This is a genomic window from Rhizobium sp. BK602 (genome assembly GCF_014195095.1).
Taxonomy (GTDB): Bacteria; Pseudomonadota; Alphaproteobacteria; order Rhizobiales; family Rhizobiaceae; genus Rhizobium.
This window is the reverse complement of the sequence record NZ_JACIBC010000002.1, coordinates 230268-254748: the sequence shown is the minus strand read 5'-3', so window position 1 is coordinate 254748 and position 24481 is coordinate 230268. Positions and strand designations below refer to the sequence as shown.

The 24481-nt window shown below is 62.3% G+C and carries 23 protein-coding genes; 9 read left to right on the top strand and 14 right to left on the bottom strand.

The features are described 5' to 3' along the window. Positions 1 to 29: 29 nt before the first annotated feature. On the bottom strand, positions 30 to 896 hold the full coding sequence (locus tag FHX11_RS06620) for a LysR substrate-binding domain-containing protein (RefSeq protein WP_246780910.1): 867 nt from the start codon (positions 894 to 896) through the stop codon (positions 30 to 32). 301 nt (positions 897 to 1197) lie between these two features. Between FHX11_RS06620 and FHX11_RS06615 the strand changes: the two genes are divergently transcribed. The 3 genes from FHX11_RS06615 (at position 1198) to FHX11_RS06605 (ending at position 4182) form a co-directional block, all read left to right on the top strand. Next, on the top strand, positions 1198 to 1695 hold the full coding sequence (locus FHX11_RS06615) for an NUDIX hydrolase (protein ID WP_184356293.1): 498 nt from the start codon (positions 1198 to 1200) through the stop codon (positions 1693 to 1695). A gap of 98 nt (positions 1696 to 1793) precedes the next feature. Then, a complete protein-coding gene (locus FHX11_RS06610) occupies positions 1794 to 3332 on the top strand; it encodes an inorganic phosphate transporter (RefSeq protein WP_184356291.1) in 1539 nt (512 codons plus the stop codon). A gap of 112 nt (positions 3333 to 3444) precedes the next feature. Then, positions 3445 to 4182 carry a 16S rRNA (uracil(1498)-N(3))-methyltransferase gene (locus FHX11_RS06605; protein WP_184356289.1) on the top strand — a complete coding sequence of 246 codons (738 nt, stop codon included), beginning with the start codon at positions 3445 to 3447 and terminating at the stop codon, positions 4180 to 4182. 791 nt (positions 4183 to 4973) lie between these two features. Here the strand turns inward: FHX11_RS06605 and FHX11_RS06600 are convergent. Further along, complete coding sequence (locus FHX11_RS06600; RefSeq protein WP_184356287.1) at positions 4974 to 5582, bottom strand: LysE family translocator; 609 nt, start codon at positions 5580 to 5582, stop codon at positions 4974 to 4976. A gap of 243 nt (positions 5583 to 5825) precedes the next feature. Between FHX11_RS06600 and FHX11_RS06595 the strand changes: the two genes are divergently transcribed. From FHX11_RS06595 to FHX11_RS06585, 3 genes are all read left to right on the top strand, one after another. Beyond that, a complete protein-coding gene (locus FHX11_RS06595) occupies positions 5826 to 7199 on the top strand; it encodes a glutamate--cysteine ligase (protein WP_184356286.1) in 1374 nt (457 codons plus the stop codon). A gap of 135 nt (positions 7200 to 7334) precedes the next feature. Further along, complete coding sequence (locus tag FHX11_RS06590; protein WP_184356284.1) at positions 7335 to 8219, top strand: DUF937 domain-containing protein; 885 nt, start codon at positions 7335 to 7337, stop codon at positions 8217 to 8219. 47 nt (positions 8220 to 8266) lie between these two features. Beyond that, positions 8267 to 8479: a hypothetical protein gene (locus tag FHX11_RS06585; protein WP_184356282.1), complete on the top strand. Its 213-nt coding sequence runs from the start codon at positions 8267 to 8269 to the stop codon at positions 8477 to 8479. A 6-nt stretch (positions 8480 to 8485) separates the two neighbouring features. Here the strand turns inward: FHX11_RS06585 and FHX11_RS06580 are convergent, their stop codons facing one another. From FHX11_RS06580 to FHX11_RS06570, 3 genes are all read right to left on the bottom strand, one after another. Further along, positions 8486 to 10123, bottom strand: a complete 1638-nt coding sequence (locus FHX11_RS06580) for an ABC-F family ATP-binding cassette domain-containing protein (protein ID WP_184356280.1) — start codon at positions 10121 to 10123, stop codon at positions 8486 to 8488. Between the two features lie 126 nt (positions 10124 to 10249). Beyond that, positions 10250 to 10822, bottom strand: a complete 573-nt coding sequence (locus FHX11_RS06575) for a dienelactone hydrolase family protein (protein ID WP_184356278.1) — start codon at positions 10820 to 10822, stop codon at positions 10250 to 10252. Between the two features lie 187 nt (positions 10823 to 11009). Further along, on the bottom strand, positions 11010 to 11309 hold the full coding sequence (locus tag FHX11_RS06570) for a DUF1127 domain-containing protein (RefSeq protein WP_184356277.1): 300 nt from the start codon (positions 11307 to 11309) through the stop codon (positions 11010 to 11012). A gap of 201 nt (positions 11310 to 11510) precedes the next feature. Between FHX11_RS06570 and FHX11_RS06565 the strand changes: the two genes are divergently transcribed. Then, a complete protein-coding gene (locus FHX11_RS06565) occupies positions 11511 to 12464 on the top strand; it encodes a LysR substrate-binding domain-containing protein (protein ID WP_184356275.1) in 954 nt (317 codons plus the stop codon). Positions 12465 to 12624: 160 nt separating this feature from the next. On the opposite strand, the gene FHX11_RS06560 is transcribed toward FHX11_RS06565, so the two are convergent. The 5 genes from FHX11_RS06560 to FHX11_RS06540 form a co-directional block, all read right to left on the bottom strand. Further along, entirely contained in the window at positions 12625 to 13257 is a 633-nt protein-coding gene (locus tag FHX11_RS06560; RefSeq protein WP_184356273.1) for a TetR/AcrR family transcriptional regulator, read from the bottom strand. A gap of 154 nt (positions 13258 to 13411) precedes the next feature. Next, complete coding sequence (locus tag FHX11_RS06555; protein WP_184356271.1) at positions 13412 to 13849, bottom strand: MAPEG family protein; 438 nt, start codon at positions 13847 to 13849, stop codon at positions 13412 to 13414. A 41-nt stretch (positions 13850 to 13890) separates the two neighbouring features. After that, the gene (locus FHX11_RS06550; RefSeq protein WP_184356269.1) at positions 13891 to 14481 is read right to left on the bottom strand and encodes a hypothetical protein; all 591 of its coding nucleotides are present in this window, start codon (positions 14479 to 14481) and stop codon (positions 13891 to 13893) included. A gap of 3 nt (positions 14482 to 14484) precedes the next feature. After that, positions 14485 to 15969 (bottom strand): IMP dehydrogenase, encoded by a 1485-nt coding sequence (guaB, locus tag FHX11_RS06545; RefSeq protein WP_184356267.1) that lies wholly within the window; start codon positions 15967 to 15969, stop codon positions 14485 to 14487. 231 nt (positions 15970 to 16200) lie between these two features. Continuing rightward, positions 16201 to 17643: an MFS transporter gene (locus FHX11_RS06540; protein WP_184356265.1), complete on the bottom strand. Its 1443-nt coding sequence runs from the start codon at positions 17641 to 17643 to the stop codon at positions 16201 to 16203. A gap of 134 nt (positions 17644 to 17777) precedes the next feature. On the opposite strand from FHX11_RS06540, the gene FHX11_RS06535 reads away from it, so the two are divergent. Beyond that, positions 17778 to 18707 carry a LysR family transcriptional regulator gene (locus FHX11_RS06535; protein ID WP_184357503.1) on the top strand — a complete coding sequence of 310 codons (930 nt, stop codon included), beginning with the start codon at positions 17778 to 17780 and terminating at the stop codon, positions 18705 to 18707. 177 nt (positions 18708 to 18884) lie between these two features. Here FHX11_RS06535 and FHX11_RS06530 read toward each other — a convergent pair whose 3' ends face one another. Then, positions 18885 to 19757, bottom strand: a complete 873-nt coding sequence (locus tag FHX11_RS06530) for an MBL fold metallo-hydrolase (RefSeq protein WP_184356263.1) — start codon at positions 19755 to 19757, stop codon at positions 18885 to 18887. A 341-nt stretch (positions 19758 to 20098) separates the two neighbouring features. Between FHX11_RS06530 and FHX11_RS06525 the strand changes: the two genes are divergently transcribed. Continuing rightward, positions 20099 to 21523, top strand: coding sequence for a DHA2 family efflux MFS transporter permease subunit (locus FHX11_RS06525; protein ID WP_184356261.1), 1425 nt, complete (start codon positions 20099 to 20101; stop codon positions 21521 to 21523). A 40-nt stretch (positions 21524 to 21563) separates the two neighbouring features. Here FHX11_RS06525 and FHX11_RS06520 read toward each other — a convergent pair whose 3' ends face one another. The 3 genes from FHX11_RS06520 to FHX11_RS06510 all read right to left on the bottom strand — a co-directional run bounded on the left by FHX11_RS06520 (position 21564) and on the right by FHX11_RS06510 (position 24324). Then, positions 21564 to 21947 carry a VOC family protein gene (locus FHX11_RS06520; RefSeq protein ID WP_184357502.1) on the bottom strand — a complete coding sequence of 128 codons (384 nt, stop codon included), beginning with the start codon at positions 21945 to 21947 and terminating at the stop codon, positions 21564 to 21566. Positions 21948 to 22009: 62 nt separating this feature from the next. Then, the gene (locus FHX11_RS06515) at positions 22010 to 22753 is read right to left on the bottom strand and encodes an RlmE family RNA methyltransferase (protein WP_184356259.1); all 744 of its coding nucleotides are present in this window, start codon (positions 22751 to 22753) and stop codon (positions 22010 to 22012) included. Continuing rightward, on the bottom strand, positions 22750 to 24324 hold the full coding sequence (locus FHX11_RS06510; protein WP_184356258.1) for a Ppx/GppA phosphatase family protein: 1575 nt from the start codon (positions 24322 to 24324) through the stop codon (positions 22750 to 22752). The genes FHX11_RS06515 and FHX11_RS06510 overlap by 4 nt, the downstream gene beginning before the upstream one ends. Positions 24325 to 24481 lie beyond the last annotated feature (157 nt).

Here is a 24481-nt window from a genome sequence, read left to right as displayed (position 1 = left end):
GATCCTCGCCCCAGATGGGCAGCGGATCGTCAGGCGCCGCCGCTCCGAAGCAGCCATTCGGCCAGCCTTGCAAGGGCCGCATCCTTCGCGTCGCTGCTGCGCATGCAGAGACTATATCCCGCCGGCCTTCGGATGAAGCCATAGGGTGCCGTCAGCGCACCGCGCCCGATGTCCTCGTCAATCGCCGTACGTGGAGCGATGGCAACGCCGACCCCGGAGCGAGCCGCGCCGACGGCCAGAAGCAGATCTTCGAATTCCCGGCTGCGGGAAAAACGGACGGGCACCCTGCCGCTCTCGGCGAACCAGTCATCCCAAAGACGCGGAGCCGAACGGCTGGTGAGGACCATAGCGCCCGCCAACGCCTCCACACCGGCGGCAAGACCAAGGCGCATCACGAGCTGCGGCGTCGCCACCGGGCCGAACTCGTCTTCCATGAAGCGAATGGCGGCAATATCGGGCGCCGGCCGATACTCGCCGCCCATGATCACCGCATCGAGATCGGGATGGCGGGCGAGCGGTTCGACCGTCGTCATGGGAATGATATCTATGTCGATGTCGGGGAGTGCGGCCTGCAAATCGCCGACGCGCGGCATCAGCCACCAGATGGCGAAAGCGGACGGCACGCCGAGGCGGATGCTGCGGCGATCGCCGGCGGTGAGCGCCGCGGAAGCTCGAGCCAGAATGCCAAAAGCAATGCCGACGGAATCGGCAAATGCCCTACCCTTCTCCGTCAGCACCAGACGGCGGCCATCGCGCCGGAACAAGGCGACGCCGAAATGACCCTCCAGCACGGCAAGCTGTTGACGGACGGCGCCGCGCACGACGCCGAGTTCGCTCGCCGCCTGCAATATGCTGCCGCGACGAGCAACGGCATCGAAGGCACGAAGCGCGTTCATCGGCGGAAGACGTTGCGATGAGGGGTGATCGGGCATGACGGGAAATTAGCCTGCGTTCCAGTTCGATAGGAAGAGCTTGGGAGCAATTGCGCCATCTGCGGCATATGAGTCGCCTATAATGTCGCGGACAGCATAATCACTGGCGAATATCAGAAGCCGACTCCTCGCATTTTTACCTATAGACGACTCAATAAAGGTGTGAGGAAATACCATATGGGTTCATATCGAATGCACAATTTTTCCACACAATGCTAATATAGAACAGATTCTCAACTATAGCCCTCTAAAGGTGACCCGACTCTTGGCCATCCTCAGCCGTATCGCAAATGACGTGCAGCTCATGTTTCGGCGCCCGCCGCGACAGCAATATGCCGCGCTCTGCTATCGGATGAGGAAGAAGACGGGCGAGCTGGAAGTTCTGCTGTTGACCAGCCGCGACACCGGGCGCTGGGTCATTCCCAAGGGCTGGCCGATGCCGGGCAAGCTGTCGCATGAAGTGGCGGCCCGCGAAGCTTACGAAGAAGCCGGCGTGCATGGGACCGTGGAAACCGAGCCATTAGGCGCTTTCAGCTACGACAAGGTGCTGAAGGATGGCATCCAGGTGCCTTGCCGGGTGCAGGTTTATGCGCTTGATGTCAGCAGCCTTGCCAAAAACTTCAAGGAAAAGGGCGAGCGCTCGATCGAGTGGGTCTCCTGCAACGAGGCGGTCAAGCGGGTCCGCGAGCCGGAGCTGCGCGACCTCATCCTTGCCTTCCAGGCACGGATGACGGCCAGCATCGCCATGGCGCAGTCAAAGTAAGCTGCTAATAACTCCGACAAATTGCGCTGGACCGGCCGCCGGGCATTGCCCGACTGACGGCACTGCGTAAAACTACGCGTTTCGATTCAGAGAATGGCATGCCCGAAGACCGACCGGCGATACCGACAAAACCGACACTCGACAAGGATCTCGACAAATTCACCTATGTCGAGGACGCGGCAAATCATGTCACGAAGCGACTGATCGCTCCCGGTCTCGGCCTGATCTTCCTCGGCCTCGTCATGTTCTTCACCGGCATCTACGTGCTGGACCGTCCGGGCGCGACGCTGGTCATCGCCGCCGCGGCGCTGGCCGGCTACATGGCCATGAATATCGGCGCCAAGGACGTCGCCAACAATGTCGGCGCCGCGGTCGGCGCCCGCGCCATCACCATGACGCAAGCGCTGGTCATGGCGGCGATTTTCGAAATCCTCGGTGCCACGATCGCCGGGGGACCCGTCATCAGGACCATTTCGACGCATATCATCGACACCGACCGCGTCATCAGCAATGACAAGCTTGCCTGGCTGATGATGGCGGCGCTCCTGTCGGCGGCGCTCTGGATCAATTTCGCCACCTGGCTGAAGGCGCCGGTTTCGACGACCCATGCCATTGTCGGCGCGGTTGTCGGGGCGGGTGCAGCTGCGCTCGGGCCGCAGATGGTCAACTGGCACATATTGGCGGCCATCTCCGTCGGTTGGGTCGTCACGCCCTTTCTCGGCGGCATCATCGCCGTCAGCATCCTGTTCTTCATCAAGACCTTCATCATCTATCGCGACGACAAGATCGCGGCGGCCAGATACTGGATCCCCATTCTCATCGGCCTGATGGCCGGGGCTTTTGCCGCCTATCTCATCCTGCAGCTCACGCCGAAAGGCACGGTATCCGCCGCCCTGAACATCATGATCGGCGTCGCGGTCGGTCTTCTGGCCTGGGCCGCCGCGCGACCGCTGGTGGCGGCCCAGTCGGTCGGACTGGAAAACAAGAACAGCGCGTTGCGCAAGCTTTTCCGCCTGCCGCTGATCTGTTCGGCGGCGCTGATGTCCTTCGCGCATGGCGCCAACGATGTCGCCAACGCCATCGGCCCGCTGGCGGCGATCGTCCGCAGCGTCAGCCTGGGCGGTTCGCTGAACGTGGTCGCCGGTGCCGAGGGCCATAACGCGCCCTTCTGGGTGGTGATGATCGGCGGCTGCGGCATTTCCGTCGGTATCCTGCTCTACGGTCCGCGCCTGATCCGCCTGGTCGGCGAGCAGATCACCAAGCTCAACCCGATGCGCGCCTATTGCGTGGCGCTGTCGGCGGCCCTCACCGTCATCGTCGCCGCCTGGTTCGGTTTTCCGGTCAGCTCCACCCATATCGCCGTCGGTTCGGTCTTCGGTGTCGGCTTCTTCCGTGAATGGTATACCAGCCACTCGAAGCGCCGGCTGGCCTATATGCGAATGAAAGCGGAAGCGGCGGGAATCACCGACGGCGAAGCGGCCAACGCCAACGTGCACAATCCAGACGAAGTCCATCGCCGCCGTCTCGTGCGCCGCTCCCATTTCATGACCATCATCGCCGCCTGGGCCATCACCGTCCCTGTCTCAGCCCTGCTTGCGGCCACCGTATATTGGGCTATGGTCGCGCTCTTCATCTAGAACGGTTCCGCGTTCCATGGGATCGCGGCACTGTTCCATCTCTTTGCTTTTACGCAATTCCGGACGGAAAACCGCTGCGCACTTTTCCTCGAATTGCTCCAAGGGAGTACCCATGCGCGCCAATTTCCGCATGCAGCGGCTGTTCGTGGTTTCGGATATCAAGGCAGATGCCGGCATCGAGGCCGATCAGGATCAGTTCAACTATCTCGCCAACGTGCTGCGCATGGAGGACGGCGCGGAGCTGCTGATCTTCAACGGCCGCGACGGCGAGTGGAAGGCGCGCCTCTCCTTTCCATCGCGCAAGCGCATCCTGATGACACCGGTCGAAGAGACGCGGCCACAGCCCGCCCCTTCCGATCTCCACTATCTCTTCGCGCCGCTGAAGGTCGGGCGGCTCGATTATCTCGTGCAGAAAGCGGTCGAGATGGGCGCCGGCCTGCTGCAGCCGGTCATGACGCAGCATGTGCAGGGCAAGATCACCAATCTCGACAAGGTGAGAGCCAATGTCGTCGAGGCGGCCGAACAATGCGGCATCCTCGGCATTCCAGAGGTGGCCGAGCCGGTGAAGCTCACCGACCTGCTGGCGCGCTGGCCAAGGGAGCGCCGCATCATCTATTGCGACGAGGGCGATGCCGGACAGAACCCGCTGCCGCTGCTGCGTGATGTCGCAGAAAAGCAGCTGGCGCTGCTGGTCGGTCCGGAGGGCGGGTTCTCGGAGGAAGAGCGCGCGCTGCTGCGCGGTCTCGATTTCGTCACCGCCATCCCGCTCGGCCCACGCATCTTGCGCGCCGACACGGCGGTGGTGGCGGCGATGGCGGTCATTCAGGCGGCGATCGGGGATTGGAACTAGGCTCCTGGTCATTTGAATCAACGGTAATTCACGGCCTCCGACAAGAGGCTGCGATGAGCGATTTGTTTCTGCCGAGCGGATACCAGATGGCGCGGATCGAGCCATATTCCTTTTGGGCAGGCTTGAAGCTGTGCGACGATGATCACCGGCCGATCGGCGATGCAATTCTATCAATCGAAATGGCTTCGCACCGCCGCCACATCAAATACAGCAAGCATACACCTCGAACAGCCTCAGATCTTTCAGAGCGTTGTCGACCAGTCCCTCCTCATCCTTCGGATACCTCCAGATAAACCTATTAATATTATCATGCGCCAATACGAAACATCTTCAGTAATTTATGCATTAGATACACTTTAACTGTATAGTTTTCTAAAAGTGGCGGCAGAATTTCATTAATATTTCTGTGATTGTTATGACTCGTCTGCATGATGCAGATGTAAAATTAGAGAGCCATGATATGCTTGATTTGCCCAAGATAATGCCGTTGTTACTGTTTGCTGCCATCGTCGTTTTATTTTTCCGCTGGGTGGTCGAAGACATGAACAAGTGAGCCGCATTTACTTGTCCAATTTTCTCTTCCGCTATGATGTAGATTAGCGCTTGGCCTGCCCGATGCTGACCGGGTTTATAAAAGGGGTGGGCCGAGCGCGAGGGACGAACATCTTCGGCCTTCGCTCTAAGAGCGGTTCTTGAGGCGCCAGGACTCGCGACGAACGGTCCAGATCGCAGGCTGGCCCCAGTTGGTCGGCAGAGACCCGTCGTTCTCCTGAGGTGCCATAAGCAGGCCATCAGCCAACTACGGCAAATACCGTGGCAACGATCAGCAGGGTGGCCAGAGAGATATTCACCGCCCGCGAAATGGTCGGATACTGAAGGAAGCGCGAGAGCGCGGCACCGACAAGAAGCCATATCATATGGATGGCGACGATCATTCCCGTCAGCAGTGCGATCTTGACCGTCGCATCGAGCCGCCGATCCTGAAACAGGCTGACACCGGCGAAGACGGCCGCAATCGCCAGATAGGCTTTCGGATTGGCGATCGCCAGCAGGAGGCCGCCAAAAAACGCGGGAGCGACGACCTGATCGTCACGGGGCGCCAGCGGTGGTGCCTTAGCAATCTTGACAGCGAGATAGAGGATATAGGCTGCCGAAACCACTGTCAGCACGAGCGCGCCATGTGGCACGGACAGCAGAAAAGCGACGACGCCCGCCGCCACGGCCAGGAGTACAGCAACCGTGCCGGCGATGAGGCCGGACACGTAGCCAAGCGATCGTCGGAAACCATAGGCCGCGCCCACCGCCGTCGCGCTGATCGTCGACGGGCCAGGAGTGCCCATGATCACCAGCGACGCCAGGAGCAGCGTCAAGATGGGACGAAGACCCATTTCATCGAACATTGATATGCTCCGCTTTTTGACTGTCGAAGCAAAACTATCCACGGGAATGGCGAGCCGTCTTGAACGCTTGTGCAAGTGCACCGCCGGATGGCACCATCGCGAGGCACCCCCGAGATACAAGATCCTATTTTTTTGAACGGCTCTTGAAAGAAATTCACTTGCACCGTACGTCAATCCGCTGCAATCACCCTTCCAATCGGCCCGTGGCTTGCGCGGGCTTGTTTCCGAGATCAAGGTAATACCATGGCGCGCGATACCACCGACCAGACTCCGCTCTCCTCGGTCTCGGACATGACGGCCTATCTGGCCGCCGGCAACAAGCCGAAGGAGCAATTCCGCATCGGCACGGAGCACGAGAAATTCGTGTTCTTCCGCGCCGACAACAGCCCCGTGCCCTATGCCGGCGAAGCCAGCATTTCCGCGCTTCTGAACGGCCTGCAGAAAAAGAGCGGCTGGGAGCCGATCCTGGACCGCGGCAACATCATCGGGCTCGCCGAGCCGACCGGCATGGGCGCGATCTCCATCGAGCCAGGCGGCCAGTTCGAACTTTCGGGCGCGCCGCTCGAAACCATTCACCAGACCTGCAAGGAATCCAACCAGCACCTGGCGACGCTGCGGGACATCGCCGAGCCGATGGGCATCGGCTTCCTCGGCATCGGCGGCAGCCCGAAATGGACGCTGGCCGAGACGCCGCGCATGCCGAAATCGCGTTACGACATCATGAGCCGTTACATGCCGAAGGTCGGCACCGAGGGCCTCGACATGATGTACCGTACCTGCACCATCCAGGTGAACCTCGACTTTTCCTCGGAAGAGGATATGCGCCGCAAGATGCGGGTGTCGATGAAGCTGCAGTCGCTGGCAACCGCGCTCTTCGCCTCCTCGCCCTTCACCGAGGGCAAGCCGAACGGCCTCTCCTCCTGGCGCGGCGAGATCTGGCGCGATACCGACAACCAGCGCGGCGGCCTGCTCGACTTCACCTTCCGCGACGATTTCGGTTTTGAGGACTATGTCAAATGGGCGCTCGACGTTCCGATGTATTTCGTCGTCCGCGACGGTCGCTATCATGATTGCACCCATGTCACCTTCCGCCAGTTCATGAACGGCGCGCTGAAGGGCGAGATCGCGGAGTGGGAACCGACCATGGGCGACTGGACCAACCATCTCTCCACCCTCTTCCCCGACGTGCGCCTCAAGCGCTTCCTGGAAATGCGCGGCGCCGACGGCGGCCCCTGGCGGCGCATCTGTGCCTTGCCGGCCTTCTGGGTCGGCCTGCTCTATGACGATGCCGCATTGGCGGCCGCCGACGAGCTGACCAGGGACTGGACTTTCGAAGAGGTCAACGCGCTGCGCGACGTCGTGCCTGTGCAAGGGCTCAAGGCCGCCATCAAGGGTCATGGCCTCTTCGATGTCGCCCGCGAAGTCATCGGCATCTCCCGCAGCGGCTTGAAGAGCCGCGCCCGGCTGAACGGCGACGGCCAGGACGAAAGCGTCTTCCTCGCGCCGCTCGATGAGGTGCTGGCCAAGAAGGGCACGCTCTCCGACGATCTGCTGATGCTCTATCACGGCCGCTGGAACCAGTCGGTCGAGCCGATCTTCGAGGAATATCAATACTGATTTGCCGGTTTGCCGCCGAATTGCCGGGGCCAGCCGCCGGCAGAAACCGGTATGCGCCCTCTTTTTTCCCGCTATACTGCTAGAACCGTCGTCTCCTGATTCCGGGGCGGCCACATAGCGGGGAAAGGAACTTCGATGCTGCCACTCTTCGAGATGATGATGCAGGCGCAGAACGGCGCAGCCACCGAAGCGATGGCCAAGCAGTTCAACCTCGCGCAGGAACAGGCGACCAAGGCGATGGCGGCGCTGATGCCCGCCTTTTCCTCCGGCTTCAAGCGCAGCGCGACCGACCCCTATAACTTCATGGGCGTGATGCAGGACATCACCTCCGGCAGCTATGCCAAATATTTCGAGGACATGAACAAGGCCTTCACGCCGCAGGGCATTGCCGATGGCAATAGCGTGCTGGAACGCCTGTTCGGCTCCAAGGAGGTATCGCGTGCCGTGGCCGCGCAGGCCGCGCAGATGACCGGCATCGGCCAGGAGATCTACAAGCGCATGCTGCCCGTGATGGCCAACACGCTGATGGGCGGCCTGTTCAAGGAGACCAGCGGTCAGATGCCCCCGATGGCCAATCCCTTCCTCAACACGGCGATGGGCGAGATGATGCAGAACTGGCTGCAGACCATCGGCTTCGCGCCGAAGCAGCAGCCGACGCCGCAGGCGAGCATTTTCGACAATCCCTTCACCCAGGCGATGGAACTGATGTTCGGCGCGCAGCCCGCCGAACAGAAGAAAAACACCGCCGCCTCCAATCCCTTCCTCGACAATCCCTTCGCCAAGGCGTTTCAGGAGATGATGCGCAACGTCCCCGGCACGCCGGAGCCGCCGAAGGAAGAACCCAAGGCCAAGCCCGCCATCCCCGGCGTGGACATTCCCGGTGTGGACATGGCCGCCTATACCGAGATGCTCAACGCCATGTTCGACAGTGGGTTGGAAGTGCAGAAGAACTATCAGAAGAACATGGAAGCGATCTTCGACAGCTATACGAAGGCCGACGGTAAGCCCGCGCCGAAATAGACGGGAAGACCGGCTCCGCCGCCCTGCCCCTTCCCACGGTGAAGGAAATGATCACAACGTCCTTTCTGCAACGCAGCCTTCGCTGGAAGAAAACGGATGATGCGGAATTCGTCTATACGGCCACCGATCCATGCGAATGCGAGGGGCCGCTGGTTATCCGATTGAACGATTTTCCCGCAGAGCCCCTGTATACGCTGCTGTGTGACACTGTGCCGATCGAAAGCTTCGATGATTGGCCTGCGTCATGGCAGATCGATTGAGCAGCCTTACCTTCCTATATCCAGATCGTCCCTTCGTTCGTCTGCACGGTCAGCGGTCCGCCAGGCCGGCAATTCCAATCGTCGTGAAATCCCGATTCCCTCCAGAAAAACCTCGTCATGGCTGACGACCAGAAGCGCGCCGTCATAGGCGCGCAAGCCGGCCTCGACGGCCGCGATGGAATCGATGTCGAGATGGTTGGTCGGCTCGTCGAGGATCAGCAGCGAAGGCGGCGTCGGGCCGCCGAGGACGCAGGCGAGGCCGGCGCGCAGCAATTGTCCGCCGCTCAAGGTGGACACCCGCTGAAGCGCCGCATCCGCCCGGAACATGAAGCGGGCAAGAGCGGCGCGGCAGGCGTTTTCGTCCGCTAGCGGATTGATCCGCCGGAAATTGTCGCGGATCGACAGTGCCGGGTCGAGAAGGCTTACCCGCTGGTCGAGCATGGAAAAGGTTGCCACGAGGCGCACCGTTCCCGTCCAGGGCGTCAGAGTTCCCGATATCAGCGCCAGCAGTGTCGTCTTGCCCGAGCCGTTCGGGCCGGTGACGGCGATCCGCTCCGGACCCGTGATGTCGAATGACAGATCTCGGATGATCGGCTGCTCCGGCCGATAGCCGGCGGTCACGCCGCCGATCTTCAGGACGGTCTTGCTGGCCGGCAATCCGGTTGCGGGAAGCTTGACGGACAGGGGCTGGAGAATTTCGATCCGGCGGCGCGCGGCTGCAGCATCATCGCGCGCCTCCGCGCGCTGGCGTTCGGCCAGACGGGTATTGTCGCCGCTCGTCATCTCGCTCCGTTCCTTCATTCCGCCGAGAAGGATGCGGGGAGTGCCACCCTTGGCGGCCTTCTTCTTGCCCACTCGATCTTTCCGCGCCTGCCGCTCCACCGCCGCCTGCGCGGCGCGGGCAACCTCGGCCACACGCTTTTCGGCATCGGCAAGATCGTGTTCGGCGGCCGCGAGCTCGAGCGCCTTGCGCTCGCGGTAATGGCTCCAATTGCCGCCATAGCGCGTGGCGCGGAGCGACGTCAGCTCGACGATGGCGTCCATCCTATCCAGCAATTCACGGTCATGGCTGACGACGATCGCACCGCCCCGCCAGCCTGCGAGCAGCTCGCCCACGGCGTGCCGACCGTCGCGGTCGAGATTGTTGGTCGGCTCGTCGAGGATGAGAAAATCGGGCTCCCTGAAGATCAAGGCGGAGAGGCCGGCGCGGGTGCGTTGCCCGCCCGACAGGGCCGCCAGGCGGGTGCGAGACTCCGCGTTCAGACCGGCGCGGGCAAGAGCGGAGGCGATGCGTGCCTCCAGCATCCAATCCGCCGCCGCCAGCTCCTCGGCCGTCGCCTCGCCCGCTTCGGCGCGACGAAGAACGGCCAGCGCCTCGGTGACATCGAAGAGGTCGGCGATCGTTTCGCCGGGCTTCACCTGAACGCTCTGGCGCAACATGCCGAAACTGCCGCCGAAGGCTATGGCGCCGGACTGGGGTTGGATCTCGCCGACAATCAGCTTCAAGAGCGTCGTCTTGCCGACGCCGTTACGGCCGACAAGGCCGATACGCTCCGGACCGAAGCTCAGGTCGAGATTGGAAAAAAGCGGCCGGCCGTCAGGCGTGGACCACGAAAGATTGGAAAGGATGATGGATGCAGGCATGGATATGGATGTCCCCGGTGGCAAGGCTGAACGGCGTTGCGATCGGGTTGGAATCCATTGCGGCACACATCCTGTTGGAATGACGAATAGCGCGTAGACTAGGCGACATGCGCCCTCAGTTCAAGGTCAAGCCTCGACAGCGTCGAGAAAGGCGAGCACGCGGCTCCATGTCAGATCCGCCGCCTTGGCATCGTAATCCGGCAGGCTGGCATCGGTATAAAGGTGGCCGGGGCCCGGATAGGTGAAAATATCCGCCGCAATCCCGGATCGCTCGACGGCCGAGCGCCAGGCGGCAACCTCCGCCGCCGATTCGAACGGATCGGGATCGGCGAGATGAAGCTGCAGGGGCAAGCCCTTGCGGGCGTTGTCGGCAATCCCGGCGATACCATGCAGGAAGAGGATGCCGGCCGTCTGCGGCCGCTTCGGCCAGACGCTTGCCGCAACGGCCGCACCCATGGAGAACCCGCCAAGGACGGTCGAAGGAGGCAAGCCGGCCATAGCCCATTCGGCCCGTTCGCAGATGGTCTGCCAGCCGACCTCGTCCCGCAACCGGAACCCTTCCTCGACCGAACTGGCGGTCCAGCCGTCATAAAGGTCAGGCGCGAAAGCCTTGTGTCCGGCCGCCTGCAAGCGCTCCACCGCCTCGTTCTCGAGAGAACGCAACCCGTAAACGGAATGAAAGAGGATTACCGTCGCCATCACCATCGTCCTCGCATCTTCGCTTAGCCATAAGATAAGGCATTCGAAACACAAGGCAATTTGCCGAGCGTCTTTTTGCCGAAGATAGCCGTCCAAAAGAAAAAACCCGGTGTCGGCACAGGGCCGGACACCGGGAAAGAGGCAGGGCTTATTGGCTATCACCCTGCGGGGAAACGATAGGCCGGTTTCAACCGCGCAAGGCGTTGAAACTCGGAAAGCGCGTGCGCCGACGGGCGGAGGTGGTCAGATGGCAGGACGGGTCCTCGAAGAAGGTCGAGGTGGTCAGCGCCGACCTCAGCTCCTGGCGCGTCAGGCCGATATCCATCAATTGGCTGTCGTTCAGCTCATGCAGATAATTGATTTCGCGTCGGTTGCGGATTGCGCGCCAGGCGGATGCCACTTTTTCGAAAGCAAGCGTCAGGCGTACCGTCAAAGGCAGCGACGGCATTGCATGGCCGAGTTGAAGTGTCCGATCTGTCGTGCGCATTTCCTTGGTCCTTTCCTTCAGGCACACGCTGGCCGAACCCCTTCCCGGCAGTGCGGGAAAGGGGTGGAGGCCGGGAGGAGTTCGACAGGGAATTCTGTCTCATTGGTATGCTGAATTGCATTAGGAAGATGCCAAACACCTATTGATCAGTCCAACGAATGTTTCTAATGATAAGCATCAAACTCTTTTATAGGTGAGATCATGTCCGCGCCGCTTGATATCGATCAGTTGCAGACCTTCATCGCCATCGTGGATTCCGGCAGCTTCACCAAGGCCGCCGATCGCGTATTCAAGACGCAGTCGGCGGTTTCCATGCAGATGCGCCGGCTGGAAGAGCGCGTCGGCAAGCAGCTTTTCATCAAGGACGGCCGCGGCAACCGGTTGACGGCGGAAGGCGACAAGCTGCTGAATTACGCCCGCCGCATCATCCGCCTCAACAACGAGGCGATCGCTGCCTTCGACGACAACAGGCTGGAGGGCACGCTGCGCATCGGCACGCCCGACGATTATGCCGACCGCTACATGCCCGAAATCATCGGCCGCTTCGCCAAGACGCATCCGAATGTCGAGCTCTATATCGTCTGCGAACCCTCGGTCGATCTTGCCGAACGCATGCATCGCGGCGAGCTCGATATCGCGCTGGTCACGCATAATCCGCGCGAGCGGATGTCGGATGTGGTGCGGACCGAACCGCTCTGCTGGGTCGGTTCGGCCAACCATCCGCTGCGCGACGACGCTCCCATTCCGCTCGCCGTCGGGCGGCGCGACTGCCCGTGGCGGCAGCTCGCCTGTTCGGCGCTCGATGCGGGCGGCCGCGACTACCAGGTCCTGTTCACCAGCTGGTCCTGCACCGTTGTCGCCGCCGCCGTGCTGGCCGGCATGGCGGTTTCGGTCATGCCGGAATCGGCGCTGCGCACCGGCATGAAAGTGCTGACCCAGGCCGACGGCTTCCCGCCGCTGCCGCCGGTGCAGATCGGCATCATGAAGCGGCCAGGCCTGTCCACCTCGCTGATGAACGCCATCACCGCCCATATCTCCGCCTGTCTGGACAATATCACCCCGGCGGCCGTCGACGACGATCTCGACGGCGAGGTGAAAACCTTCACCCGCTACACGCCGCGCCTGCGCGCCGGGCATATCTTGCCGGGCTGGTGAGAATAGTAGGCAGTAGGCAGTAGGCAGTAGGCAGTAGGCAGTAGGCAGTAGGCAGTAGGCAGTAGGCAGTAGGCAGTAGGCAGTAGGCAGTAGGCAGTAGAGGAAACTCCGGGTGCGTGGCCGGTCAAGCCTCTCCATCCCCTTTCCTATTGCCTACTGCCTATTGCCTCCCATCCGCAAACAGCGTCGCACGGATCACCAGCTTCCATTCGTGCAGCATGCGGGTGGCCAGCGCCTTGTCGCTCATGATGGCAAGGCGGACCGATGCGCCGATCAGATGGCTGAAGAGCTGGGCGCGGGCCGGCAGGTCGATTGCGGTGCCGGGGGGAAGGAAGGGCTCGATACCCTTGAGGAATATCTCGGCGACGCGATTGCTGTGCTCGATATTGAGCCTCAGCAGGTCCGTATCCATTTCCGTACCGAGCCAGACGCCCATATAGGTCGGGTCGCTACGGAATTCGCGATAATACCAGTCGATGGTGCCGCAGATGAGATCGAGGGCATGGTCGAGCGACGTCACCGTGGCGAAGACCTCTTTCGTCTTCTGCTGGACGAGGACGGCGTGGCGGTCGAACAGGGCCGTGACGATCGCCGCCTTTTCAGGGAAATATTGATAGACGGAACCGATCGGCACGCCGGCCACGGCGGCGATTTCCGTCATCTTCATGCCGCTGACACCCTTATCGGCAATGAGCTGCGCGGCGGCGGTCAGAATGACATCGACGCGCTGGATGCTGCGTTCCTGTTTGGGCCGCTTGCGGAACTCGACGCGGGTTGGTTTCTCCGGGTTCATGCATGTACCGTTTCAGTATGCTCGAAGCGACACCCGGAGGCGCGGGTACGCTAGTCCGCATAGACATACTGAATGCACCCATGGGGGGAAACCCCAAATTTTCTTGTGATAATTCCGGAATGCCCTTTGCCTGTTCGGATGAACGCGCGGCGTCCTAGGCGGGCATGGCCTGCGTGACCGCCATCCAGATGACCAGCCATGCCCACATGCCGGCAAGGACGATATAGCCGAGCGCAAAGAGCGGGCTGCGGTAGCGCAGATTGTTGCTGGTGACATGTACGAAAGCATGAGCATAGCGCGTGGCGACGAAAATCCAGGCCAGGATCACCGCCGGCAGATTATCCGCCTGGGTGATGAACAACGCGATAGAGCAGGCATAGAACAGGACGGGCAGCTCGAACTGATTGGCGATGCTGTTGCGCACCACAAGGCTTGCCGCCGGCTCGTCGGCGGCATGGTTCGCGCGAAACTGCGACTGCCGGATTTCGCCCGTCTTGACCAGCGTCCTGCGCCGCCAGCCCAGCAACGCATAGAGGATGTAGACAAGCCCCGCATGGGCCGCCATGGGCCACAACATTTCATAGCCGGTCACGCCGCCGATTCCTTTCCGATTTGCGAGCGGAAACGCCCCGCTCAGGACGGCCGCGGGCCGTCGGGAGACAGGTAGCGAAGAATCGCGAAGCGAGCCAGCAGAATGATGGTCACCACCAGTGACAGGAATTTCAGCCGCACGATGATGGGCAGCAGACCCGCAAGCGTCTCCACGGTCGCATCGGAGGGTGTGGCCGGCGGATAGAGGATCAGGCCGGCGATATTCTCGGCATAATCCATGATGCCGTAAACGACCGGCAGGAAAAAGATCACAGCGACCGTCACCGGTCCGATCGTCCGGCCGAAAAAGCTGCCGCCCGGCCGGAGCAGCGCGAGCAGGCAGAACAGCAGGCCGGCAAGAACCAGCGGGAAGACCAGCTCCGGCCCGAGATACATGGCACGCAGGATTGCGGCCGGATCGGGATGATCCCTGAGATAGCGCAGCATGGCGACGACATCGTCCCGCTCATAGCCGCCAATGCGCGCATCCAGCATCTCCTGGCCCGCCGCCGCATTGCGGAAGGCCGTGACGAAACCGGCATAAATCCAGGCGAAGAGCGCCAGGGACAGGGCGGCGAGAACCGCCGTCAGGCCTTGCAGGGACCTGACATCGCCTTTGGCGTCGCCGCGCATCGATCAGACGCCGGCGCCGGGATAGTTCGGGCTCTCGCGCGTGATGGTGACATCATGGGCATGGCTTTCTCGCAGACCGGCGCCGGAGATGCGTACGAAGGTGGCGCGCTCCTGGAAATCCTTGAGATCGGCGCCGCCGACATAGCCCATGGCCGCCTTGAGGCCGCCGGCGAGCTGATGCAGCACGCCCGAGACGGGACCCTTGTAGGGCACCTGGCCTTCGATGCCTTCCGGCACCAGCTTCAGCGTGTCGCGGACTTCCGCCTGGAAGTAGCGATCGGCCGAGCCGCGCGCCATGGCACCGACGGAGCCCATGCCGCGATAGGCCTTGAAGGAGCGGCCCTGGTACAGATAGACCTCGCCCGGGCTTTCATCCGTGCCGGCGAGCAGCGAGCCGACCATGGCGGCGGAGGCGCCGGCGGCGATTGCCTTGGCCAGATCGCCGGAGAACTTGATGCCGCCGTCGGCGATGACCGGAATGTTCTGGTCCTGCGCGGCCTGCACCGCTGACATGATGGCGGCGAGCTGCGGCACGCCGACACCGGCGACGATACGGGTCGTGCAGATGGAGCCGGGGCCGATACCGACCTTGACGGCGTCGGCGCCGGCATCGATCAGCGCCCGCGTGCCGTCATAGGTGGCGACGTTGCCGGCCATGATGCGAACCGAGTTGGTGAGCTTCTTGACGCGGGTGACGGCATCGAGGACGCGCTGCGAATGGCCGTGGGCGGTATCGACGACCAGAAGGTCGACGCCGGCCTCGATCAGGCGCTCGGCGCGCTCGAAGCCATCATCGCCGACGCTGATGGCGGCGGCGGCGCGAAGGCGGCCCTGCGCATCCTTCGAGGCGTTCGGGTTGAGCTGCGACTTCTCGATGTCCTTGACGGTGATGAGGCCGACGAGACGGCCTTCGCCGTCGGTGACCAGCAGCTTCTCGATGCGGTGCTGATGCAGCAGGCGCTTGGCTTCCTGCTGCTGCACACCGTCCTTGACCGTGACCAGATTTTCACGAGTCATCAGCTCGTAGATCTTCTGCTGGGGATCGGAGGCGAAGCGGACATCGCGGTTGGTGAGGATGCCGACCAGACGGTGCGACTTCTCGACGACGGGAATGCCGGAAATGCCGTGCGCCTTCATCAGGGCCAGTGCTTCGGCGAGCGTGGCGTCGGGGCCGATCGTGACCGGATTGACCACCATGCCGCTTTCGAACTTCTTGACCTGGCGGACCTCTTCGGCCTGCTGCACCGGCGTCAGATTGCGGTGGATAACGCCGAGACCGCCGGCCTGGGCCATGGCGATGGCGAGACGGCTTTCCGTCACCGTGTCCATGGCGGCCGACATGATCGGCAGGTTGAGCTCGATATCCTGGGCGATGCGGGTGGCGATATTCGTCTGGCCGGGCATGACCTCGGAGTGTCCCGGCTGCAGGAGCACGTCGTCGAAAGTTAGGGCATCCAACCCGGTTGACGTTTCAATAATGCGTGCCATTGCCAATTCCTTCGTCTGTGAAAAGCAGGACGGCTCCGGAACGAATCATCCACCGGGCGATCTTGCAAGTGTTGCTTGGAAGTTGGCGAGGGCTGGTAACACGTCTATGACAGGAAGGGAATAGCAAAAAGCGCGGGGCAGATATGCCAATCCCTGGCTTCGATGCGGGATCGACCACGGCGCCGAGATCGACGCCGTGGTCGGGGTTTTCGAAATAACGCGAGTTTCGGCCTATGCATGCGATCTCTCCCGCCCATGCAATGCGCGGAAGAGAACAAGGCTCAGAGCGACGGCGGCCACATTATAAAGCGTCGCGACTGCGAATGCCGCCCCGTAGCCACCGGCGGCTGGAGCTGCGGAATTTATTGCCACGCCGCTTTCGTCAATCATGCCGAACAAGATGATGCCGACGATCGTCAGGCCGAAGGCCGAACCCGCCGTCTGTATGGTGCTGAAGACGCCGGACGCCATCCCGGCTTCCGAATTGGCGACCGTGCTCAGAACCATGTTGAGCAAAAGCGGAATGATAATTCCCTGCCCAAACCCTTGCATCACCACCGAGATCGTCAAGGCCGATGTCTCTCCGCCGAAAAGGCCGTCAGCAACGGCGATCAGCAAGCCTAAGCCGAAGATGCCCATGCCGAAGATCGGCGCCTGATGCCCCGTCCGCTTCGCCAGGAAGGCCGACACCAGGGAGCCGGCGAAGAAAGCAATCGTAGAGGGCAGAAACAGCATGGCCGCCTGCAAAGGAGCCCAGCCAAGGCCGACCTGCAAAAAGATCGTCAGCGACAGCGAGAAAGAGCTGATCGCGGAGAAAAACAGAAACGACGCCACCATACCGAAGGCGAAACCGTCATTCCTGAACAGCGAGGGATCGACAATCGGGGCGCCGCCACGCTGCCTCAAGCGGTTTTCATGCGCGATGAAGGCCGTGAGCAAAGGCACGGACGACAACAGGCCGATGATCGTCCACCATGGCCAGTGCTGCTCTCGACCCATCATCGCCGGCAAGAGGATTGCCGTGAGGGCGGCGGCCCCCAGGAATGCTCCCATCATGTCGAGCCTCGCCGATACGGTTTCCCTGGTTTCAACGATGAACCACTTCCCGGCAATGATGGCGTAGGCAGCGACCGGCAGGTTGACGAAAAAGATCAGGCGCCAGCCGAGGCCGCCAATATCGAGTGCCATCAAACCACCGCCGAGCACTTGCGAGGCGACACCGGCGGCACCTTGCACGCCTCCCATCACGCCAAACGCCCACCGGCGCTTGTCCCCATCGAACAGCAATCGCAGCGACGCATAGACCTGCGGCATGAGCAGCGCTGCGCCGATCCCCTGCAATGCACGCGAGGCAATGAGGCTCCAGGGCGACGAGGCAATGCCGCACAACAGGGATGCCACCGCAAAGATGGCCATGCCGGAGAGAAACATCCGCCGCCGGCCATAAAGATCGCCCAAACGGGCGCCATTGAGCAGCATTGCGCCATAGGAGACGCTGTAAGCCACCATGATCATCTGCAACTCGGCGTTCGTAGCGTGCAAGTCCCGTTGAATATTCGGCAGCGCCACATTGACGATGAAAAGATCGAGGATGGTGACAAAATTGCCTGTTAGCAGCACAGCGAGCGATGAATTGGCTCCTGCCGACCGCGGTTCTTTCCTGACCAACTTCATGTGTATCTCCGGCTGAAGGGAAGCAGGATGAGGGCTGGGCTTCCTGCGGGAGAAACGATATCCGGTCCCGAATATTGATCAATTACGGGAAATGGACTTTCATTAAGGACAATATGTCTTTAATTGGTGTCGCTATGGATAGCTTCAGCAGTCTTGCCGCCTTCGTTCATGCGGCCGAACAACGCAGCTATGTGGCGGCGGCTCGCGTCGCTGGCCTTTCGCCATCGGCCATCGGCAAGGCCATCGCACGCCTTGAGGCGAGGCTCGGCGTCAGGTTGTTCAACCGGACAACGCGGAACATCAGCCTGACGGAGGAAGGTTCGGCCTTCTACGAACGCTGCAAGCGCATCATCGACGACCTCGAAGATGCAGAGGCCAGTCTGATAGAAAGCCGGAAGCGCCCGAGAGGGCGCCTGCGCATCAGCGTTCCGCACATCGTCGGTCATCATCTCTTGATGCCCATGCTGCCGGCCTTCGTTGCACGCTACCCCGAGATCGAGTTGGATATCGACTTTGAGGATCGTGTTACCGATCTGGTGACGGAAGGCTTGGACATAGCCATTCGCAGCGGCGAACTCGCCGATACCCGTCTGATTGCCCGACATCTCGGGGAGCAGCATTTTGTTGTTTGCGCAAGCCCTGCCTATTTCGATCGCCATGCTTTTCCGGCGACGCCGGCCGATCTCGCCATACATGCCTGCATCCATTTCAAATATCCCACGAGCGGCAGGCTGGCGCCCTGGGCCTTTGCTCCCCCGAACGAAAAGCTGATGTTGCCCAGAAGCCTGGCCTTCAACAATACGGACGCGGGCGTGCGGGCTGCCTTGGACGGCTTGGGGATCGCCCACCTGCCGATCTATGTAGCGGCGGCACATATCCACGCGGGATTGCTTGTTCCTGTGCTGACCGCACACATGGTCGCATTTGGCTCATTGTCGCTCGTCTGGCCGTCCAATCGCCAACTCTCCCCGAAGGTCCGGGCTTTTGTGGATTTCGTGACCGAGCATCTCGCGGCACGGCCGGACGCTTTCCAACCAGGTGCGGCGCTTTCTCGAGGTTCCTGAATTCGGCGACAAGTTATCAGCGATTGGATGCAAGAGGCGATTCTGTCGTAAAACTCGCTCACGAAAAACCCAGCGTGAACCACGGACCTTTACGACAGAAATCATTGTATATTCTTGGCCGAAGGTCAGCCCTGTGATCGGCTTCTCAAGGCCCGACCTGCCTCTGCCGGCTCGTCCTCACAGATCGAATTGATAGGTCTTCGGCACATAGCGGAAACCCTCTGCCTGCTTCTCCACGAAGCCGACCGCCGGGAACGGCATGTGGAAGCCGAGGAAGGGGATGCGGTCGGCAGCGATCATGTCGAAGATGCGGCGGCGGGTTCTGGCGGCCTGGGCCTTGTCGAAGTCGAAGCGCACCTCCCAGTCTGGGCGTCCGAGCGAGAGAATGTAATGGTTGGCGGTATCGCCGGTCAGGACCAGTTGCTTGCCGTTCGATTCGAGATGGAAGACGAGATGGCCGGGCGTGTGGCCGGGCGCGAGCATGGCGGTCATGCCGCCGACGATCTGGTCGCCCTCCTTGAGGAAGGTCATCTTCTCGGCAAAGGGCGCGACATTGGCAAGCACCGTCTTGTGGCCAGCTTCGGCCGGCGTTCCCTCGCGGGCCCTGTCGGTCCAGAAGCCGTATTCGATCTCACCCACGGCATAGCGGGCATTCGGGAAGGCCTGTGCGCCCTCCTCCAGCAGCCCGCCGACATGGTCGCCATGCAGATGGGTCAGGGCGACGACGGTCACCTGCTCCGGCGTATAGCCGGCGGCCTTCAGCCCTTCGCGGAAACGGCCGAGGCCGCGGGCACGTCCGGCCGCGCCGATCCCGGTGTCGACGACGATGACATCCGAGCCGGTGTCGATGATGGCCGGGGCGTAGCTGTTCACCAGCTTTTCCGTCGGCAGGAAGTTCTGTTCCAGCAATTTGCGCACCGTGTCCGGCGATTGGTTCGATCCGAAGGTTTCCCATGGATTGTCCAGGACGGTCGCTCCGTCCTTGACGACGGTGACGGTAGAGGAGCCCAGCATGAACCGATGGGTTTCGGGCGGCAGAACGGCACTCATGATCTTATTGTCTCCACTGATGGCAGCGTAAGCTGCGCCTGTCGGCGCCACCGGCGGCAAGGGACCGGGACGCAATCTCTTTCTGTCGGCATTTTGGTCATGACATGCCGGTGCAAATCCGCTAATAGAGCGAGCGATGTTTTATGCGCTTAGCATTTACATGCGTTTAGCATATGTCAAACCCGCCGCACCGTGGCTGGCAGCAATCGGCATCACGAAGACGTGATCCTCTTGCCGCCACGGGGTGGAATCGGCGATTGGCAGAGGCTGCGCGCAGGACTACAGAGCGGGTGCCGCCGTCGCGGCCCTTTCCCGAAGACGACCCACCAAGGCATGTGCCTATGAACCGCATCGTTCCGCTGATCCTTGCCGTTGCCCTCTTCATGGAACAGATGGATTCCACCGTGATCGCGACGGCGCTGCCGGCGATCGCCGCGGATCTGCATGTCGGCCCGATCACGCTGAAACTGGCGCTGACCTCCTACATGGTGTCGCTCGCCGTCTTCATTCCGATCAGCGGCTGGATGGCGGATCGTTTCGGCGCCAAGAACATCTTCCGTGTCGCCATCTGCGTCTTCATCGTCGGCTCCATCCTCTGTGCCGTCTCGAGCGGCTTGCTGGAATTCGTCTTCGCCCGCTTCCTGCAAGGCGTCGGCGGGTCGATGATGACGCCGGTCGGGCGTCTGGTGCTGGTGCGCACCACGAAGAAGAGCGATCTCGTCTCCGCCATGGCGCTCCTGTCCATTCCCGCCCTCGTCGGCCCGCTTGCCGGTCCGCCGCTCGGCGGCTTCATCACCACCTATGCCTCCTGGCACTGGATCTTCCTGATCAATGTTCCGGTCGGCATTCTCGGCGTCATCCTGTCGTCGATCTTCCTGCCGGATGTCGAGGCGACCATGCCGCCGAAGCTCGATGTCATCGGCTTCCTGCTGACCTCGTTTGCGGCCGCCGGCATCGTGTTCGGGATGTCGGTCATCAGCCTGCCGGCGCTGCCGCCGGCCATCGGCATCTCCGCCATCGTCGTCGGCTTTGTCTGCGGCATCCTCTATATCGGTCATGAGCGCCGCCACCCGGCGCCGATCCTCGACCTGTCGCTGTTGCAGAATGCCACCTTCCGTGCCTCCGTCACCGGCGGCACGCTATTTCGCATTTGCATCGGCGCCATGCCGTTCCTGACGCCGCTGATGCTGCAGCTCGGCTTCGGCCTCAATCCGTTTCAATCGGGCCTGATCACCTTTGCCGGCGCCATCGGCGCGATCACCACCAAGTTCATCGCCCGCAGGGTCTTTACCGCCGTCGGCTTCAAGACCGCCCTGCTGACGGCCGCCGGCGTCACCACCCTGACGACGATCTGCACCGGCCTGTTCGAGCCTTCGACATCGCATCTCATCATCGTCGGCGTATTGTTGATCGGCGGCTTCTCGCGCTCCTTCTTCTTCACCGGCATCAACGCGCTCGCCTTTGCCGATATCAGCGACAAGCAGGCGAGCCAGGCGACATCGATGAGTTCGGTCATGCAGCAGATCAGCATGGCGCTCGGCGTGGCGGTCGCCGCCATGATCCTCGAAACCTCGACCTTCTTCAGCGGCACCGAACTGCAGGTCCGCGATTTCCACATCGCCTTCTTCTCGATCTCGATCCTGACCGTGCTTGCCACCATTCCCTTCATCCGCATGGATCGCAACGCCGGCGCCATGGTCTCCGGGCACAAGGCCGGGCTGAAGCGCGTGGCAGCGGCACAGCCGCAGCAGTCGGCGGTGAAGTAGGTTTCACCGTCTTTCCGTTGGGGCGGGACGAAGGTGGGGCCTATTCCGGCGTCTCGCAGACGGCGCTGAGCTTGTTGCCGTCGGGATCGCGCACGTAAGCCGCATAGAAATTGGCGTGAAAAGAGCGCAGTCCGGGCCGGCCCTCGTCGGTGCCGCCATGCGCGAGAGCGGCGGCATGAAAGGCGTCGACATCGGCGCGGCTTTCCGCATGCAGGGCGACCATCGAGCCGTTGCCGACGGTGGCGGCGCGGTGGTTGTAGGGGACGACCACCCAGAACCGGCAGCGCACGTCGCCATCGGCGGCATAGCCGATTTCCTCATCCGATTCACGCTGACGCCGATAACCGAGGATGGGCAGGACCGCGTCATAGAACGCGCGGGCGCGCGGGATGTCGTTGGAACCGAGAGTGACGTAGAGAAGCATGGACAAGATGCGCCGCCTGCAGTGCCGATGGGGCTGCATCATCGGCCGAAAGCAACGGCCGATCAAGCACTTATTGCGTCATCATCCGTCTTGCCTGTTGCATCACCATCGGTCTTGCGACCCTTGAAGCCTTTTGCAAGCAGGAACATCTCGACCGATTCCGCCCGCGAAGCGCCTGGCTTGACATGGACCACCTGGCGGAAATTCTGTTTCAGCAGGGCCAGCAGGTCGCGCTCGGTACCGCCCTGGAAGGTCTTGGCGAGAAAATGTCCACCCTCGGCCAGTACTTCGACGGCGAAATGGGCTGCGACTTCGCAGAGATGCATGGTCCGCAGGTGATCGGTGCGGTGATGGCCCGTCGTCGGCGCCGCCATATCGGATATGACGAGATCCGGTGTGCCGCCAACGGCATCGATCAGCCGCTGCGGCGCATCCGGATCAAGGAAATCAAGCTGCAGGATGCCGACGCCTGGAATCGGCGCCATTTCGAGAAAGTCGATGGCGGCGACGCGGATATCCTCTTCGGTCGAGCCGGTCACCTTGGCGGCGATCTGCGACCAGCTGCCCGGGGCGGCGCCGAGGTCGATAATGCGGCGCGCACCCTTCAGGATGTGATGTTTCTCATCGATCTCCAGCAGCTTGAAGGCGGCGCGGGCGCGATAGCCCTCAAGCTGCGCGCGCTGCACATAGGGATCGTTGATGTGCCGCTGCAGCCATTGCCGCGAAGAGGCCTTCAGCTTCTTTTTCTTCACGCGCTGGCCGAGCTTGCGGCCGGTACGGTTGCCGGCGATCGTTGGCTTGCTCATGCCTGCGTCCCCTTCATATCCTTCGGTCTGTGGCCACGGCGCGAGCGGCCCCGCCGCCAAACACCGTCATCCGCCATCATATCGGTCAACAATCCCTCGCGCAGGCCGCGATCGGCAACGCGCATGCGCGGGCTCGGCCAGCGGCGGCGGATCGCCTCCAGAATGGCGCAGCCCGCCAGCACGAGGTCGGCGCGGTCCGGCCCGATGCAGGGATTGGCGGCACGGCCGGCAAAATCCCAGGACAGCAGCTTGGCCTGCATCGCCGACACCTCATCATCGGACAGCCAGACGCCATCCACCCGGCGGCGATCATAGCGCGGCAGGTCGAGATGGACGCCGGCAAGCGTCGTCACCGTGCCTGATGTGCCGATGAGGTGGAAATCGCCGCTATCGCGCGCCGCCCGCTGCACCGGCGGGCAATCGAAGCGCTCGAGCATGCCCGCCACCTCACACACCATGGTTTCGAACAGCTCCGGCGTCACATCGCGGCCGCCATGGCGTTCCGAGAGCGTCACCACGCCGACCGGCAGCGAGGTCCAATGGGTGATGTGATTGGCAAGCCGGCTGGAACGGTTCTCGCCGATGCGGATCACGGCGATTTCCGAGGAACCGCCGCCGATATCGAAGAGCACCACCGAGCGCGCCTCGGGGCCGACCAGGGAAGAGCAGCCGGAAACGGCGAGCCTTGCCTCGGTCTCGCGGTCGATGATTTCGAGCCGCAGGCCGGTTTCTTCCGTAACGCGGGAAAGGAACGACTCGCCATTTTCGGCCGCGCGGCAAGCCTCGGTCGCGATCAGCCGCATCCGGCGGATCTCGCGGGTCTTCAACTTGGCGGCGCAGATGCGTAGCGCCTCGACGGCGCGGTCCATGGCATCACCCGACAGCCGACCGCTGGCGCCGAGACCCTCACCAAGGCGAACGATGCGGGAGAAGGCGTCGACGACGCGGAATTGGCCCGGGCGTGTCGGCTGCGCGATCAGCAGGCGGCAATTGTTGGTGCCGAGATCGAGCGCCGCGTAGAGGTCCATCGGGCGGGAATCGGCCTCGGCCGAATGCGGCGCCGGGCCATCGCGGCGCGGCGTTGCCGGATGGTGATCTCTGCGCGGCGGCGCGCGGTCGGGAGCGGCATTGACGGCGGCCGGAGCGACGATCTGCGCCGTCTTCTCATGCACCAGCGGCCGACCTTGCAGGCCGCGCTTGTTGCGATGCTTGCGCCGGTTCTTGCCGCTCTTGCTCGATGAAGGATGGGCATGATCGCCCCCCGCACGCTGATTCGGCGCGGCGGCCTGCGGTTGCTGTGGCGGGGATCCTTGCTGCACGCCATCGGCTGCCCCATTGCGGGAACGACGGCGGCGCTTGCGCTTCTTGGCCGGAAAACCGGCCTCATCATCTGCTGGGCGTGTCGCCGCCGGACCGGACTTGCCGGCCTGACTGGCCTCCGCAGAATAAGCGTTTGGGCGGCCGTGGCCGCCACGCTTACGCTTCGCGCGCCGGGAGGATTTACCCTTCCTGCGCTCTGCTACCGACGCCCCGTCTGCCTGCGGCGCTTTGCCGCTGTCGGGGTCACTCACGTATCTTTTCCACCGCACCGCGCAAGGCCGAAAGGCATGCTGCAGGCGCTCGTTTGATTTTCGTTGGGCGGAGAATACCAGCAGGATCAGTTTTCGCCAAATTCTTTTTGGATCGCGCGATTTTACGCCATTCGGCCGCAACTGGGATCAGCGTCTC

Bases quoted from the DNA above. Each gene is read 5' to 3' on its own strand.
- FHX11_RS06550 (WP_184356269.1), bottom strand. From the start codon at position 14,481: ATGCGCGGCGACGCCAAAGGCGATGTCAGGTCCCTGCAAGGCCTGACG.
- FHX11_RS06585 (WP_184356282.1), top strand. From the start codon at position 8,267: ATGATCACAACGTCCTTTCTGCAACGCAGCCTTCGCTGGAAGAAAACG.
- FHX11_RS06540 (WP_184356265.1), bottom strand. From the start codon at position 17,643: ATGAAGTTGGTCAGGAAAGAACCGCGGTCGGCAGGAGCCAATTCATCG.
- FHX11_RS06520 (WP_184357502.1), bottom strand. From the start codon at position 21,947: ATGCTTCTCTACGTCACTCTCGGTTCCAACGACATCCCGCGCGCCCGC.
- FHX11_RS06620 (WP_246780910.1), bottom strand. From the start codon at position 896: ATGAACGCGCTTCGTGCCTTCGATGCCGTTGCTCGTCGCGGCAGCATA.
- guaB (WP_184356267.1), bottom strand. From the start codon at position 15,969: ATGGCACGCATTATTGAAACGTCAACCGGGTTGGATGCCCTAACTTTC.
- FHX11_RS06605 (WP_184356289.1), top strand. From the start codon at position 3,445: ATGCGCGCCAATTTCCGCATGCAGCGGCTGTTCGTGGTTTCGGATATC.
- FHX11_RS06560 (WP_184356273.1), bottom strand. From the start codon at position 13,257: ATGAACCCGGAGAAACCAACCCGCGTCGAGTTCCGCAAGCGGCCCAAA.
- FHX11_RS06515 (WP_184356259.1), bottom strand. From the start codon at position 22,753: ATGAGCAAGCCAACGATCGCCGGCAACCGTACCGGCCGCAAGCTCGGC.
- FHX11_RS06565 (WP_184356275.1), top strand. From the start codon at position 11,511: ATGTCCGCGCCGCTTGATATCGATCAGTTGCAGACCTTCATCGCCATC.
- FHX11_RS06590 (WP_184356284.1), top strand. From the start codon at position 7,335: ATGCTGCCACTCTTCGAGATGATGATGCAGGCGCAGAACGGCGCAGCC.
- FHX11_RS06595 (WP_184356286.1), top strand. From the start codon at position 5,826: ATGGCGCGCGATACCACCGACCAGACTCCGCTCTCCTCGGTCTCGGAC.
- FHX11_RS06530 (WP_184356263.1), bottom strand. From the start codon at position 19,757: ATGAGTGCCGTTCTGCCGCCCGAAACCCATCGGTTCATGCTGGGCTCC.
- FHX11_RS06570 (WP_184356277.1), bottom strand. From the start codon at position 11,309: ATGCGCACGACAGATCGGACACTTCAACTCGGCCATGCAATGCCGTCG.
- FHX11_RS06600 (WP_184356287.1), bottom strand. From the start codon at position 5,582: ATGTTCGATGAAATGGGTCTTCGTCCCATCTTGACGCTGCTCCTGGCG.
- FHX11_RS06575 (WP_184356278.1), bottom strand. From the start codon at position 10,822: ATGGCGACGGTAATCCTCTTTCATTCCGTTTACGGGTTGCGTTCTCTC.
- FHX11_RS06535 (WP_184357503.1), top strand. From the start codon at position 17,778: ATGGATAGCTTCAGCAGTCTTGCCGCCTTCGTTCATGCGGCCGAACAA.
- FHX11_RS06610 (WP_184356291.1), top strand. From the start codon at position 1,794: ATGCCCGAAGACCGACCGGCGATACCGACAAAACCGACACTCGACAAG.
- FHX11_RS06580 (WP_184356280.1), bottom strand. From the start codon at position 10,123: ATGCCTGCATCCATCATCCTTTCCAATCTTTCGTGGTCCACGCCTGAC.
- FHX11_RS06525 (WP_184356261.1), top strand. From the start codon at position 20,099: ATGAACCGCATCGTTCCGCTGATCCTTGCCGTTGCCCTCTTCATGGAA.